Below are 13,721 nucleotides of genomic sequence, written 5' to 3'. Positions count from 1 at the left end.
CCTAGGTTCAGCCCACCTGTTTCAAGGAGGGGTCACCCTCCCCCGCGCGGATGAGCGTACCCACGCCGTGCTCGGTGAAGAGCTCGGCGATCACGCTGTGGGGCGTGCGCCCGTCGATCACGTGGACGTCGCTGACGCCGCCCTCTAGCGCGCGCAGAATCGAGCGCGCCTTCACGGTCATCCCGCCGGAGATCTTGCCGGAATTCAGCTCCTCGCGGAGGGTGCGGGCGTTCAGCTCGCTGACGAGCTCGCCGCCGTCCAGGATCCCCGGCACGTCGCTCAGGTAGATGAGCTTGCTCGCGCCCACCGCGGCGGCGACGCCTGCGGCCACCACGTCGGCGTTGAGGTTGTAGCCGTGGCCGCCCTCGCCCAGGCCCACCGGCGAGATCACGGGCACGTAGTCCCGCTGCAGCAACAGCTCGAGGAGGTTCGCGTTCACCTTGGTGAGCTCGCCCACCTGCCCCAGGTCCTTGCCGTCCTCGCGCACGAGCTTCTTGGCCTCGAGGAGCGCCGCGTCCTTGCCGGAGAGGCCCACGGCGTTTGCGCCGCGCTGGTTGAGGAGCGTCACGAGCTCGGTGTTGATGGAGCCGGTGAGCACCATCTCCACAACCTTGAGATCCGAGGCATGGGTGACGCGCTGGCCGTCGATGAACTCGGCGGTGCCGCCCATCTTCTCGAGAGCGCGGGTGATGTCGGGGCCGCCGCCGTGCACCACGATCGGGCAGAGGCCGACGGAGCGCAGGAGGAGGATGTCCTCGCAGAAGGAGCGCTTCAGCGACTCGCGGGTCATGGCCGCGCCGCCGTACTTGATGACGCAGCGCTGGCCCTTGAAGCGCGAGATGTAGCCGAGGGCCTCCACGAGGAGGGAGACCTTGAACGCGGGGCTGTAGTTGGAGAGCCGCTCGTCCTTGGCCACGCCGCCGGTGGGGGTCTGCACGATCAGCGAGGTGTAGTCCGCGTTGATCTTCACGTAGTCGTAGGAGAGGTCGCAGCCCCAGGCGGTGGCGGAGGCGGCGCCGGCGCGGAGCTCGACGTCGACCTTCACCTCGGGCTCGCGCATCCGCGCCTTGAGGATCGTCTTGTCCGCGTCGGCGGGGGCGCCGTCGTACACGACGAGGTCCTGGATCTTCACGCTCGCGCCGTAGGGATCGATCGCGAAGCCCTGGGAGCCCGCGCGGGCGCCGACGGTGGAGAGGATGCGGCCCCAGTTGGGATCGGCGCCGAAGATCGCCGCCTTCACCAGGGAGGAGCCCGCGATCGCCTTGGCTACGTCCTCGGCGATCGCCTCGTCGGGCGCGCCGTTCACACGGATCTCGAGGCGCTTGGTGGCGCCCTCGCCGTCCGCGGCGATCTCTTTGGCGAGCTCCTCGCAGAGCGACGAGAGGGCCTCGGTGAAGAGCGCGAGGTCCGCGCTCCCCGCCTCGAGGGGCGCGTTGCCCGCCATGCCGTTCGCCATGGCGAAGACGGCGTCGTTGGTGCTCATGTCGTCGTCGACGGTGAGCCGGTTGAACGTCGGCTTCACCGCCGTCCGCAGCGCGCCGGCGAGGAGCTCGGGCGCGATCGCGCAGTCGGTGGTGATCACCGAGATCATGGTCGCGAGCTGGGGGGCGATCATCCCCGAGCCCTTGCAGATCGCCGCGATCGTGACCTCGGCGCCGCCCAGGTGCACCACCCGCGAAGCGAGCTTCTTCCGGGTGTCGGTGGTCATGATCGCCTCGGCCGCGGGCTGGGCGTCGGCCTTGAGATCGGCGACGAGGGCCGGGGCGGCGGCGACGATCTTCTGCGCGGGGAGCGGCACGCCGATGACGCCGGTGGAGGCGGAGAGCACGGCCTCCGGAGAGACGCCGAGCGCCTCGGCGATGGCAGCGTGCACCTGCGCCACGGCGGCGGGGCCCGCGCTGCCGGTGAGGGCGTTGGCGTTGCCGGCGTTGATCACCACGGCGCGAACGCCGGCGGAGGGGAGCCTCGCCTCGGCGTCGAGCACGGGAGCGGCCTTCGCCTTGTTCACGGTGAAGACGCCGGCGGCGGCGCATGGGACGTCGCTCGCCACGAGGGCGAGGTCCCGGCGGTGGGGCTTGATGCCGCAGGGGACGCCGGAGAACGTGAAACCGAGGGGGAGATTCATGGGTGGAAGCCTCGAAGGCCGGACAGGCCCGTCGATTCGTCGAAGCCGAGGAGGAGGTTGAGGTTCTGGACCGCCTGGCCGGCGGCGCCCTTCACGAGGTTGTCGATGGCGGAGACGACCACCACCCTGCCGCCGACCTCGGGCTCGCAGGCGACGCCGACGAGGCAGCGGTTGGTGCCGACCACGCGGTGGAGCGAGACCTGGTCCGGCGAAGGAGCCACGTCGACGAAGGGCTCGTCGTGCCAGGCCTCTTCGAGGAGCGCGCGGAGCTCTTCCGAGGTGGCCTTGCGCCGGAGGCGGCCGTAGGAGGTGCAGAGGATCCCGCGGCGGATCGGGAGGAGGTGCGGCGTGAAGGTGACGTTCACCGCGCTGCCGGCGCAGCCCGACAGCGTCTGCTCGATCTCGGGCGTGTGCTGGTGGCGCAGGACCTTGTAGGCGCGGAAGTCCTCCGCGACCTCGGCGAAGCTGAAATCCTCCTTCGCCGTCCGCCCCGCGCCGGTCACGCCGGAGGCGGCGTTCACGATCAGGTCGGGCTCGAGGAGCTCCTCGCGGAGGAGCGGCGCCAGGGCGAGGGAGGCCGCGGTGGGATAGCAGCCGGGGTTCGCCACCAGGCGCGCGCCGTGGACCCGGTTGCGGAAGAGCTCGGGGAGGCCGTAGACGGCGCTGGACTGGAGGTTCGAAGCGGTGAGGCCGTAGAAGCGCTCGAAGGCCGCCGAATCATCGATGCGGAACGCGCCGGAGAGGTCGATCACCCGGCAGCCCTGCTCGAGGAGCGCGGGGGCGAGCCGCAGGGACGCGTCCGCCGGCGTGGCGAGGAAGAGCACGTCGCACTCGGCGGCGAGGCGCTCGGCCTGGGCCAGATCCACGTAGCGGAGCTCCCGCCCGGCGATCCGGGAGGCCTCTTCCACGCGCTCGCCCGCCCAGCGATCGCTCGACGCCAGGATCAGGCGAACGCCGGGATGACCCGCCAGGATGCGCGTCAGCTCGATCCCCGAGTAGCCCGACGCGCCGATGACTCCGACCCGCTCATTCATGGCGCGCATCTTTATGCGCGGACTATGCATGGCGTCAAGGGGTTGCTCGCCCGAAAGGATGGCCGTCCCGACGGCATGGATCGCGAAGGCAGCGAGAGGCGCGCTCCAGGGGCCTGTCGAGGCGCTCGGAGCGCCCGCGTTTCGTGCTATAGAGCCGGCGATTTTCCGGCGGTCGACCTGAACTCCCGCCGAGCCGAGAGGCGCGTTCATGGCAAAGGCTGAGAGGCTTTCGGGCGGTCCCGCCGGTCGGGAGATCCGGCTCGAGTTCGAGGGCGAGCCCATTCCGGCCAAGGAGGGCGAGCCGATCGCCGCCTCGCTCCTGGCTGCCGGCGTAGAGGTCTTCTCCCGCGCGGTGAAGTACCACCGGGCGAGGGGGCCCTACTGCCTCTCGGGCCGCTGCTCCCACTGCGTCATGCGGGTCGACGGCGAGCCCAACGTCTACACCTGCATCACGCCGGCGCGCGAGGGCTGCAAGATCGAGCGCCAGAACGCCTTCCCCGGCGTGGACCGCGACGTCTTCCGGACCATCGACTGGATGTACCCGAAGGGCCTCGACCATCACACCCTCTTCGCCGGCGTGCCCCTGGTGGAGAAGGTGGTTGCCACGGTGGCCCGGCAGATGGCGGGCCTGGGCCTGCTGCCGGACGAGGCGAGGCGGGAAGGCGCGAGCTTCCTCGAGCACCGGACCGACATCCTCGTTGTCGGAGGCGGGAGCGCGGGGACCGCCGCGGCCCTCGCCGCCGCCAAGGTCGGCGGGGCGGCGGTGACCCTCGTCGACGAGCAGGGCACGACCGGCGGGAGGCTGCAAACGGGCCTCTATTCCGACGAGAGGAACGGCTCCGAGGCGGCCCTGCGCCAGGCGGGCGTACACCTGTTCACGCGGACCTTCGCCTTCGGCCTCTACCGCGAGGACGGGATCCTCGTGGCGGCGAAGGCTCCCGGCAGGCGCCTCCTCGTGATCCGTCCGAAGGTCGTGATCCTCGCCGCCGGCGCCACCGAGCTCCTGGCTCCGTTCGGGAACAACGAGCTCCCGGGTGTCTTCGCGGGGCGGGCGCTGGCGCGCCTCGTGACCCGCGACGGGATCCTGCCGGGCCGCGAGGTGGTGGTCGCGGGCCACGGACCCGAGCGGGACGCCCTCGCGAAGCTCCTCGTCGACGCAGGCGCCGAGCTCCGCGCGGTGGTCGGGTTGCGAGGCTGCCCCGAGGGCCAGCTCCTGCGGGCCGTGGGTCGGTCGAAGGTCGCCGGCGCGGTGATCGCGAACGGTCCGGGCCGGCCGATGAAGGTGGGATGCGACCTCATCGCCGTGGCCGGCGAGACGTCGGCCTTCCTGGACCTCGCGAGGCACGCAGGCGCCCACGTCGATTGGCGCGACGGGGGCTTCGCCGTCCGCGTGGACGAGCGCTTCTCCACCGGCGTCCCGGGGGTCCTCGCCTGCGGCGAGATGACCGGAACCTGTACGCCAATTGAGAGCCGCCGCCAGGGCGACGGCGCCGGCCGCACGGCGGTCGCCCTCCTCGCGGTTCGAGGTGAAGGATGAGCAAGGCTTTCGTCTGCACCTGCGAGGACGTGACCGTCGACGACGTGCGCCACGCGATCGCCAAGGGCTTCCGCGACATCGAGTCGGTCAAGCGCTTCACCGGCTTCGGGACCGGCCTCTGCCAGGGAAAGAGCTGCACCGCTGCGGTCGCCCGGATCCTGGAGGCGGAGGCCAAGGTTCCCCACTCCGCCCTCCTCCCCTTCACGCCGCGCCCGCCCACGCGCCTCGTCTCCTACGGCGAGCTCGCGACCTGGCCGGTGGATCCGACCGAGGTCCCCGGGCCCGGAGTTCCCCCGCCGATCGAGCCCTACGACCAGGTGGAGGCCGACGGCTTCCCGAAGGCGGAGTCCCACCCCCTTCGGCCCACCGAGCCGCTCCCGGCCCACGCCGACGTCGTGATCGTCGGCGGCGGCATCATGGGCCTCTCGCTGGCCTGGAACCTCGCCCGCCTCGGGCGCAAGGACGTCCTGGTCCTCGAGGAGGGCTACCTCTGCAGCGGCGCCTCCGGCCGCAACGGCGGCGGCGTCCGCGCCCAGTGGTCCACCGCCACCAACGTCCGCCTCGCGAAGCGCTCCATCGAGCTCTGCCGCTCGTTCGCGCGGGAGTTCGGCATCAACGTCTGGTTCCGCCAGGGCGGCTACCTCTTCCTCGCGCCGGACGCGGAGCAGGCCGATCGCCTCGAGCAGAACACCCGCCTCCACAACAGCCTCGGCGTCCCCACGCGCATGCTCTCGCCTGGCGGCGCCAAGGAGATCGTCCCCCAGCTCGACGGCGGCAAGTTCGTCGCGGCGGCCTTCAACCCCGACGACGGCGTGGTCTTCCCCTGGCCCTTCCTCTGGGGCTACGCCAACGGCGCCCGGAAGCTCGGCGTCCGGGTCGAGACCTTCACCAAGGTGCTCGACATCGAGACCGGCGGCGGCAAGGTCCTCGGCGTCCGCACCGACCGCGGCACCGTGCGCTGCAACGTCCTCGTCAACGCCGCCGGCGCGTGGTCTCCCGGCGTCGCGCGGCTCGCCGGCGTCGAGCTCCCCAACGAGCCGCACCGCCACGAGATCTGCAGCAGCGAGCCCCTCAAGCCGTGGCTCGGGCCCCTCGTCTCGATCATCGGGCACAGCGGCCTCTACTTCAGCCAGTCGATGCGCGGCGAGATCGTCGGCGGCATGGGCGATCCCAACGAGCCCGCCGGCCTCGAGATGGGCTCCACCCTGCGCTTCCTGGCGCGCTACTCGAAGGCCATCATCGACTGCGTGCCCTCCTTGCGCGACGTGAAGGTCATCCGCCAGTGGGCGGGCTGCTACGACCACACGCCCGACAACAACCCGATCCTCGGCGAGACCCCGGAGCTGCCCAACCTCCTCCAGCTCAACGGCTTCGTGGGCCACGGCTTCATGATGGCCCCCGCCGTCACCGAGGCCATGGCCACGTGGATGGCCGGCGGCGCCAAGGACGAGATCTTCGACCGCTTCACCCTGGAGCGCTTCCGCACGGGCAAGCTCATCGTCGAGGACTTCATCATCGGCTGAGGGCTTCACCCGCGCTCGGATTTCGTGCGGATTCGGGTGAATTCCCGGCGGCCGGAGATCGTCGGACCTACAAGTACCGAGCGTCGGGCCGCCTCACACGTGGGCGCGCCGGGCGAAGCTTGCTGCGTCAACCCTGGAGACGAACGATGCGTCGATCCCTGATCCTCCCCCTCCTCCTCCTCTCCGCTCCCCTCGCTGCACGGGCCGCGGATGCGGAGAAGGGCGCCATGATGCCCCCGCCGATGGTCGCCGCCGAAGGCGTAGGCGTCGTGCACGCCGCCCCCGACCTCGCCGTGGTGCGCTTCGGCGTGCAGCAGCAGGCGCCGACCGCGCAGAAGGCCCAGGCCGCCGTCAACGCCGTGATGGAGAAGGTGATGGCCTCCCTGCGCAAGCTCGGCGTCCCGGCGAACAAGATCGCCACCGACCGGATCAACCTCTACCCGGTCTACGCCCAGCCGAAGCCGGGTGAGTACGATCACGACCCCAAGGTGATCGGCTTCCGCGCCACGAACACCCTCCGCGTCGAGCTGGCCCTCGACGCCAAGGGGCCCACGGTGGGCTCGGTGCTCGACGCCGCGCTCGCGGGTGGAGCGAACTCCGTGGACGGCGTCTCCTTCGAGATCGCTGACGACACGCCGCAGCGGATCGAGGCCCTTCGCCTCGCGTCGGCGAACGCCCGCGCCAAGGCCACCGCCATCGCCTCCTCGCTCGGCGCCAAGCTCGGCGCGCTGCGCGAGGCCCACGAGGCTGGCGCCGAGATCGGGCCCCCGCAGCCGATGATGATGAAGTCGATGGCGATGGACATGAGGGGCGCCTCCACCTCCGTCGAGCCCGGCGAGATCCAGGTTCGGGCCTCCGTGCAGGTCCGCTACGCGCTGGAGTAGCAGGTCGCTCCACCGAGGCCGGTGAGACGAATTCCTTCGTCCGCCGGCCTCATGGCGCGAGCTGCGCTACCAGCGAATGGCGAGCCCGCCGGGGGTGGCGGCGGCCTCGACCGGCTTGCGGGCATCCGACCGGAAGAAGAGCTCGTCGATCCCCCAGGCAAGCGCCAGGCCCGTCGCCGTTCCGATCACGTCCCAGGTGAAATCCCGCCACGACGGATCGCCGCGACCGGTCATGTCGTAGAGCTCCTTGGCGGCCCCCAGGGCGAGCGAGAAGCTCCCGCCAGCGATCAGCCTCTCCGTCCGCCCCTCCCAGAAGAGCGAGCTCACCGCGTAGCCACCGGCGGCGAGGCCGTTGCTCACCGAGAAGTGCAGGAACTTGTCGTGCCCGAACCACGGGTCGGGATCGCTGGCCCGGGCTGAGGCAGGAACGAGAGCCATCGAGAGGAAGATCGACAGGAGAAACCCGGCGCGCACCATGGGGGCGACGGTGCCCCCGGGCGCTGCGCCGGTCAAGCAGCGCTCGCGTCGACGGGTCAGCCGAGGACGACCGCACAGGCGCAGGAACCGCCGGTGCAAGAGAGGCCGGCGTCGTCGAGGCACCGCAGCCCCTGGCAGCAGCCCGCGTTGTTGGTGCACGTCTGGCCGGGCATGCCGCAGCTCTCGCCCTGCTGGCAGGTGCCCGAGATGCTCCCTGCCGAGATGATGCAGGTGAGACCCAGACAGCAGTCCCCGCTCGACGTGCAGACGTCGTCCTTCTGCTGGCAAATCCGCTGGGCCGTGCAAACCCCGTTGTCGCAGATCCCCGAGCAGCAGTCGGTTCCGTTGCTGCAGTGCTGGCCGTTGGGCGCACACGGGTTGCCACCGGTCCCGCCCGAGCCACCCGTACCGCCCGATCCGCCGGACCCGCCACCGCCCGTTCCGCCGGTCCCGCCGGAATCGTATCGGCAGACGTGCCCGAACTCCCCGGCCGGGAGGCAGCGCGCTCCGTCGCAGCAGGTGTCGGCCGCCGGATCACAGGTGTCTCCCGCGGGGACGCAGGTCTGCTCGGCGCAGACGAAGCCGCCGTTGGGGCCCGGGATGCAGGGCGCGCCCCCGCAGCACTGATCGCGGAACTGGCAGGTCTCGCCCGCTTCGATGCAGCAGGGCGCCTGGCCCGTGTAGCCCTCGGGACACTCGGGCGACTTGCCGCCGAAGCAGCGCGGGATTCCCGCGCCGTCGAGCTTGCACACCGCCTTCTTGCCGTCGCAGCAGTCCTGCGAGGCGTTGATGCTCCCGCCGCCCGGCAGCACCGGGGCGCCGCAGATGTTGCCCACCGGGTTGCAGGCCTGGCCGTTGTCGCACCGGCCTCCGGCGCACTGCACCGTGCCGTTGGGGTTCACGCCGCCGCCGCAGCAGTCGTCGGCGGTCCCGCACGAGTTGCCCGTGAGCCTGCAGCCGCCTGCGGGCTGGCAAACGGTGGCTCCGGAGCCGGGGTCGGCGCAGATCCTCGAGCAGCAGGTGGTGCCGCCGGAGCAGGGGTTACCGTCCTGGACACAGCCGGTCGCGCCGCCACCAGTGATATGCAGACACACACCAGGTGTTCCGTCGTGCTTCGAGCAGGCGTTGCCGCAGCACTCGGAGTCCTTGAAGCAGAGATCGCCCGTGGCCTGGCAGGTGTACGCGCGGACGCAGATGTTCCCCTTGCAGTTCGTCGAGCAGCAGTCGGCCCCGGACGTGCAACTCTCGCCAAGGACGCCGCAGCCGGGCCCTCCGGGGACCGGGGCACACTGGTTGTTCGTGCACGTCGCCGTGCAGCACTCGGCGCCGGCCGCGCAAGCCTCGCCGACCCCCTTGCATCGACCGTCCTTGCACTTCGGGACGGCGAGGCTCTGATCGCAGAGGTTCGAGCAGCAATCCGATCCCGACGCGCATTCGTCGCCGACCCCGCGGCAGAAGACTGCCGGACGGCAGACGGACCCGTCGCAGTTGCCCGAGCAGCAGGGACGGCCGGAATCGAGCTGGCAGGACTCTCCATCCGCCACGCACGCCGACGAGCCCCCGGTTCCGCCGGCAGCGCCTCCGCCGCCTCCCGTTCCGCCGGGCTGCGACGTGCCGCCGCTTCCTGCGGTGCCTCCGGTGCCGCCCGTCCCCGGAAGCGAGCCGCCGGATCCTCCGTCACCGGATGAGCTCCCGCCACCGGTCGAGCCACACGCCGACAGGGCGGCCACCGCCGCGAATACGAACAGACATCTATGCAGACTTCTCATCGATCGCTCCTCTCGAACCGGTTCCGGGTCGCCGCTGCGTGCAGACCTGCCGCTCCTCGGATCCGGTTCGGCTGATCGGGTTCGAGCGGACATTATTCCAAATTCCGAAAGACGGCAAAAACTCCGCCTACAGGTGAGAGGTTCGACCACAAGGCCCGTCGTCGCTTGCGACCCCGGGATCGGTGGTTAGGGTGGGCGCCGGAGGAAGCTCATGGCCCCATGGCTTCGCGTCTCCGCCGATTCGGTCCTGGTCGAGGTGGTGGTCCAGCCTCGGGCCTCGCGATCCCGGGTCGTCGGCGAGCACGATGGACGATTGAAGGTGCAGCTCACGGCGCCGCCCGTGGACGGCGAAGCGAACGCCGCCTTGATCGAGCTGATCTCCGACCTGGTGGGGATTCCGCGCCGCGCCGTGGAGATCTCCGCCGGGAGCACGGGCAGGCGGAAGACCCTCCGGCTCACGGGCGCCAAGGTGGAGCTCGTCGAGGCGGCTCTCTCTCCCGAGGCGTCATGAGACACGCCGACGGATTCTGGAGGAGATTTCGCGCGGCGCTGGTCGCGTTCGCCGCGATCGCGAGCGCCCTGCCCTCGTCGGCGATCGCCGCGCCCCAGGACGAGCCGGCCCCGGGAGCACCCGCCCCGCGCCTCCTCGACCCGGTCGCCGACGCGCCGAGGATCGCCGTCCGCTCGATCGAGACCCCGGGCTCGGCCTCGACCACCCTCCTCGCCGCGCCAGGGGTCGCCGAGGCGATCGCCCGCGACTTCGCCGGCGGACTTGCCGGCGAGCGCGAGGCGCTGGAGCGGCTCATCGGCCTCCCCGACGGCGGCCCCGTAGAGATCCGCGTGGGCCACGGCCGCGAAGAGTTCCGGGCGCTCCAGCCCGGTACGAGGCCCGCTCCGGGATGGGCCGCCGGCGTCGCGTATCCCGACCTCGGCCTCGTCGTGCTGGACACCCAGGCCTCGAGCCGCAGCGGCGACGTCCGCTCCGTGCTTCGCCACGAGCTCGCCCACGTGGCCCTCGCGCGCGTCGTCCGCGGGAGGATCCCGCACTGGCTCACCGAGGGATTCGCCCTCCTCTACGCCGACGAGTGGACCCTCTCCCGGAGCACGGTGCTCGCCCGCGCGTCGGCCGCCAGGGCCCTGATCCCGCTCGAGGAGATCGACCGCTCGTGGCCCCGCTCTCCATCCGACGTGGACCTCGCCTACGCCCAGAGCGCGTCCATCGTCGCCTACCTCGCCTCCGCGGAGGGCGGACGACCGTTTCGCGCGCTGATCGCGAGCCTCACCAGGGGCACGGCCATGGACGACGCCGTGATCGAGGCCTACGGCCAGCCGCTCCTCGTCCAGGAGATCGCCTGGAAGAAGACCCTCCGCGCCCGCTACGCCTGGCTCCCGCTCTTCCTCGATCACGAGCTGCTGTGGGGCTGGGCCGCGGTCGTCCTCATGATCGGGGCGTGGCGCGTCCGCCGGCGCACCAGGCGCCGGATCGAGGCCATGGAGGACGGCCCCGACCTGGAGCTCGAGGCCACCGTCCCGTCATCGCCCGGGGAAGACGCGACGTCAGTGAGCGGCGGCCCAGTTCGGGCCGTGGGAGACGTCGACGACGAGGGGCACGGCGAGGGAGGCGGCGCCCTCCATCGTCCGGCGGACTAGCTCGCTCACGTCCGCGACCTCCGCTTCGGGCACCTCGAGCACGAGCTCGTCGTGCACCTGCAGCAGGAGCCGCGCCCCGCCCGACGAGCGTCGCAGCTCGGCGTCCAGCACGATCATCGCGCGCTTGATGATGTCTGCGGCGGTGCCCTGGATCGGCATGTTGATCGCCGCGCGCTCCGCCGCCTGCCGCAGCGCCGGGTTTCGCGACTGGAGGTCGGGCAGGAAGCGGCGCCGGCCGTCCAGCGTGGAGACGAAGCCGTTGACCTTCGCCTCGGCGACGATCCGATCGATCCACGCCTTCACGCCGGCGTATTTCTCGAAGTAGCGCTGGATGATCGCCGAGGCCTCGCCGGGCGGGATGTCCAGCCGGGTGGAGAGGCCGAACGCGGAGAGGCCGTAGGCCACCGCGTAGTTGATCATCTTCGCGATCCGGCGCTGATCGGACGTGACCGCGCCCTCGTCCACGCCGAAGACCTCGGCGGCCGTGCGGCGGTGGACGTCCGCCCCGGCCCGCAGCGCCTCCACCAGGCCCGGATCCCCGGTGACGTGGGCGAGAATCCGCAGCTCGATCTGCGAGTAGTCCGCAGAGATCAGCGCGGAGCCCTCGTCTGCGACGAAGGCCTCGCGGATCCGCTTCCCGAGCTCGGTGCGGATCGGGATGTTCATCAGGTTCGGCTCGAGGGAGGCGAGCCGCCCGGTGGCCGTGTTCGTCTGATCGAAGGTGGTGTGGAGGCGCCCGTCGCGCCCGACCAACCGCGGCAGCGCCTCCACGTAGGTGCCCTTGAGCTTGGCGAGCGAGCGGTGCTCGAGGATCAGGCCCGGGAGCGGGTGCTGCTCGGAGAGCTTCTCGAGCACCTCGTGATCGGTGGACGGCCCCGTCTTGGTCCGCTTCTGCACCGGCAGCTTCAGCTCCTCGAAGAGGACCTGGGCGAGCTGCTTGGGCGAGGCGACGTTGAACTCGTGGCCTGCCGCCGCGAAGCACTCGGCGAGCCGCTTCGCGAGCATGCCCTCGAGCTCGCGGTCCAGCGACCGGAGCAGCTCGATGTCGAGCCGCACCCCAGCGGCCTCCATCCGGGCGAGGATCGGCACCAGCGGCAGCTCCAGCTCGCGGTAGATCGTCTCGAGGGGGCCGAGCTCCTTCGCCAGGGCCGCCTCGATCTCGATGGCACACGCCGCGGCGGCGCCCATCCACTGACCGACCACCGCGGGCTCGAGGTCGGCGAAGGCCTTGCGGTCTTTCCCCGTTCCGACGAACGACGCGGGCTCTGCGAGGTCGAAGCCCAGCTTCTCCCTGCTGAGATCCGTCACCGCGAAGGTGCGACGCGCCGGGTTCAGCAGATAGGAGGCGATCGCGGCGTCACCCGCGGGTCCATCGACGGTGAGGCCCGTGCCAAGGAGGAGCGCCAGGTCGCGGCCGGTCTCGGTGCCGGTCCACCGCTTTCCGGCGAGGGCGTCGCCGATCGCGCGCAGGACCACGTCGCGGGGAAGCTGCGGCCCTGCGAAGATCCCCCGATGCGCCAGCGGGAGATACGCGCTGGGACCGCCAGGGATCGCCACGGCGAGTCCGGCGAAGGCCCCGTCGTGGACGGCTTCGTCCGGCGCCGCCGCCCGGAGCCCGACGCTCTCCGCCTCCCGGATCCGCGCGACCAGCGAGGCGAGCGCGTCCGAATCCGTCACCAGGAGCGTGGGAGGCGGCTCGAAAGTCGGGGCGGCCATCACCGTGGGTGCTACGGCGGCGGCCTCTCCCGGAGGCAGCTCGGCGAGCAGGCCCGGCAGCTCCCGCAGGAGGGCGAAGAACTCGAGCTCCCGGAAGAGCTGCTGGACGGCGGCGGGATCGGGCTGCCGCCTGACGAGCTCCGCCGGGGTCATCGGCAGCTCGACGTCGTCCCGCAGCCTCGCGAGCTCCCGGTTCGTGGCGATCCGCTCGCGCCCCTCCACGATGGAGGCAGCGACCTTCTTCTTCGACACCTCGCCGCGCTCGCAGGCCGCGATCACGCTCTGCGCGTCGCCGAACCGCGCCACCAGCTCTGCCGCCGTCTTTTCGCCGACGCCCGGGATCCCGGGGATGTTGTCCACCGAGTCGCCGAGGAGGGCCTGGAGCTCGAGGAACCGCTCGGGAGGCACCCCCCACTTCGCCTCGACCTCCGCCGGGCCGGTCCACTTGTCCATCATCCCGTCGTAGAGCCGCACGTGGGGGCCCACGATCTGGGAGAAGTCCTTGTCGCCGGTGACGATCACCACGTCGAAGCCCGCCGCCACCGCTTCCTTCGACAGCGTGGCGATCAGGTCGTCGGCCTCCCAGCCTTCCTTCTCCACGCTGGGGACCGCGAGGGCGTCGACCACCTGCCGGATGTAGGGGAACTGGACCTTCAGATCCTCGGGCGTCGAGGGGCGGTGGGCCTTGTACTCGGGGTCGATCTTCTGGCGCAGCGCGCGGCCATCCTTGTCCCAGACTACGGCCACGTGGGTGGGCGACGCCTCGCGCAGCGACTTGAGCATCATCCGCGCGAAGCCGAAGACCGCGCGGGTCGGCAGGCCCTTCGACGTTGTCAGCTCGGAGCGGATCGCGTGGTACGCGCGGAAGATGTAGGCGGATCCGTCGATCAGGGTGAGGGTCTGGCGCTCGGTCGACATTCGGAGGGTATAGCAGAGGCCTTTCCATGCCGTAAGCGTCCGCGACGGACGAGACCGAGGAGCGGTCCCGTCGTGCCGAGACCTGGCA

The 13,721-nt window shown here is 71.3% G+C and carries 10 protein-coding genes; 5 read left to right on the top strand and 5 right to left on the bottom strand.

The window, feature by feature from the left end; translation table 11 throughout:
* Positions 1 to 7 precede the first annotated feature (7 nt).
* Positions 8 to 2,125 carry a bifunctional glutamate N-acetyltransferase/amino-acid acetyltransferase ArgJ gene (argJ, locus tag AKJ08_RS03930; protein WP_050724864.1) on the bottom strand — a complete coding sequence of 706 codons (2,118 nt, stop codon included), beginning with the start codon at positions 2,123 to 2,125 and terminating at the stop codon, positions 8 to 10.
* Positions 2,122 to 3,159, bottom strand: a complete 1,038-nt coding sequence (argC, locus tag AKJ08_RS03925) for an N-acetyl-gamma-glutamyl-phosphate reductase (protein WP_050724863.1) — start codon at positions 3,157 to 3,159, stop codon at positions 2,122 to 2,124. The genes argJ and argC overlap by 4 nt, the downstream gene beginning before the upstream one ends.
* 208 nt (positions 3,160 to 3,367) lie before the next feature.
* Between argC and AKJ08_RS03920 the strand changes: the two genes are divergently transcribed.
* The 3 genes from AKJ08_RS03920 (at position 3,368) to AKJ08_RS03910 (ending at position 7,103) form a co-directional block, all read left to right on the top strand.
* The gene (locus AKJ08_RS03920; protein WP_050724862.1) at positions 3,368 to 4,696 is read left to right on the top strand and encodes a (2Fe-2S)-binding protein; all 1,329 of its coding nucleotides are present in this window, start codon (positions 3,368 to 3,370) and stop codon (positions 4,694 to 4,696) included.
* Positions 4,693 to 6,219: an FAD-dependent oxidoreductase gene (locus AKJ08_RS03915; protein WP_050724861.1), complete on the top strand. Its 1,527-nt coding sequence runs from the start codon at positions 4,693 to 4,695 to the stop codon at positions 6,217 to 6,219. The genes AKJ08_RS03920 and AKJ08_RS03915 overlap by 4 nt, the downstream gene beginning before the upstream one ends.
* A gap of 146 nt (positions 6,220 to 6,365) precedes the next feature.
* Positions 6,366 to 7,103, top strand: coding sequence for an SIMPL domain-containing protein (locus tag AKJ08_RS03910; RefSeq protein WP_050724860.1), 738 nt, complete (start codon positions 6,366 to 6,368; stop codon positions 7,101 to 7,103).
* A 66-nt stretch (positions 7,104 to 7,169) separates the two neighbouring features.
* On the opposite strand, the gene AKJ08_RS03905 is transcribed toward AKJ08_RS03910, so the two are convergent.
* Positions 7,170 to 7,616 (bottom strand): YfiM family protein, encoded by a 447-nt coding sequence (locus AKJ08_RS03905; RefSeq protein ID WP_050724859.1) that lies wholly within the window; start codon positions 7,614 to 7,616, stop codon positions 7,170 to 7,172.
* Between the two features lie 20 nt (positions 7,617 to 7,636).
* Complete coding sequence (locus AKJ08_RS19055; RefSeq protein WP_157370456.1) at positions 7,637 to 9,349, bottom strand: hypothetical protein; 1,713 nt, start codon at positions 9,347 to 9,349, stop codon at positions 7,637 to 7,639.
* Between the two features lie 211 nt (positions 9,350 to 9,560).
* Between AKJ08_RS19055 and AKJ08_RS18355 the strand changes: the two genes are divergently transcribed.
* Together AKJ08_RS18355 and AKJ08_RS18350 are read left to right on the top strand one after the other, a co-directional pair.
* Positions 9,561 to 9,860, top strand: coding sequence for a DUF167 domain-containing protein (locus AKJ08_RS18355; protein WP_082342662.1), 300 nt, complete (start codon positions 9,561 to 9,563; stop codon positions 9,858 to 9,860).
* Positions 9,857 to 10,999: a peptidase MA family metallohydrolase gene (locus AKJ08_RS18350; protein WP_082342660.1), complete on the top strand. Its 1,143-nt coding sequence runs from the start codon at positions 9,857 to 9,859 to the stop codon at positions 10,997 to 10,999. The genes AKJ08_RS18355 and AKJ08_RS18350 overlap by 4 nt, the downstream gene beginning before the upstream one ends.
* On the opposite strand, the gene polA is transcribed toward AKJ08_RS18350, so the two are convergent.
* Positions 10,907 to 13,633: a DNA polymerase I gene (gene polA, locus AKJ08_RS03890; RefSeq protein ID WP_050724856.1), complete on the bottom strand. Its 2,727-nt coding sequence runs from the start codon at positions 13,631 to 13,633 to the stop codon at positions 10,907 to 10,909. The two genes, AKJ08_RS18350 and polA, sit on opposite strands and share 93 nt — an antisense overlap.
* Between the last annotated feature and the right edge of the window lie 88 nt (positions 13,634 to 13,721).

It is taken from the genome of Vulgatibacter incomptus (assembly GCF_001263175.1).
Lineage (GTDB): Bacteria > Myxococcota > Myxococcia > Myxococcales > Vulgatibacteraceae > Vulgatibacter > Vulgatibacter incomptus.
This window is presented reverse-complemented; position numbering and strand designations above follow the sequence as displayed.

Bases quoted from the DNA above. Each gene is read 5' to 3' on its own strand.
- argJ (WP_050724864.1), bottom strand. From the start codon at position 2,125: ATGAATCTCCCCCTCGGTTTCACGTTCTCCGGCGTCCCCTGCGGCATC.
- argC (WP_050724863.1), bottom strand. From the start codon at position 3,159: ATGAATGAGCGGGTCGGAGTCATCGGCGCGTCGGGCTACTCGGGGATC.
- AKJ08_RS03920 (WP_050724862.1), top strand. From the start codon at position 3,368: ATGGCAAAGGCTGAGAGGCTTTCGGGCGGTCCCGCCGGTCGGGAGATC.
- AKJ08_RS03915 (WP_050724861.1), top strand. From the start codon at position 4,693: ATGAGCAAGGCTTTCGTCTGCACCTGCGAGGACGTGACCGTCGACGAC.
- AKJ08_RS03910 (WP_050724860.1), top strand. From the start codon at position 6,366: ATGCGTCGATCCCTGATCCTCCCCCTCCTCCTCCTCTCCGCTCCCCTC.
- AKJ08_RS19055 (WP_157370456.1), bottom strand. From the start codon at position 9,349: ATGAGAAGTCTGCATAGATGTCTGTTCGTATTCGCGGCGGTGGCCGCC.
- AKJ08_RS18355 (WP_082342662.1), top strand. From the start codon at position 9,561: ATGGCCCCATGGCTTCGCGTCTCCGCCGATTCGGTCCTGGTCGAGGTG.
- AKJ08_RS18350 (WP_082342660.1), top strand. From the start codon at position 9,857: ATGAGACACGCCGACGGATTCTGGAGGAGATTTCGCGCGGCGCTGGTC.
- polA (WP_050724856.1), bottom strand. From the start codon at position 13,633: ATGTCGACCGAGCGCCAGACCCTCACCCTGATCGACGGATCCGCCTAC.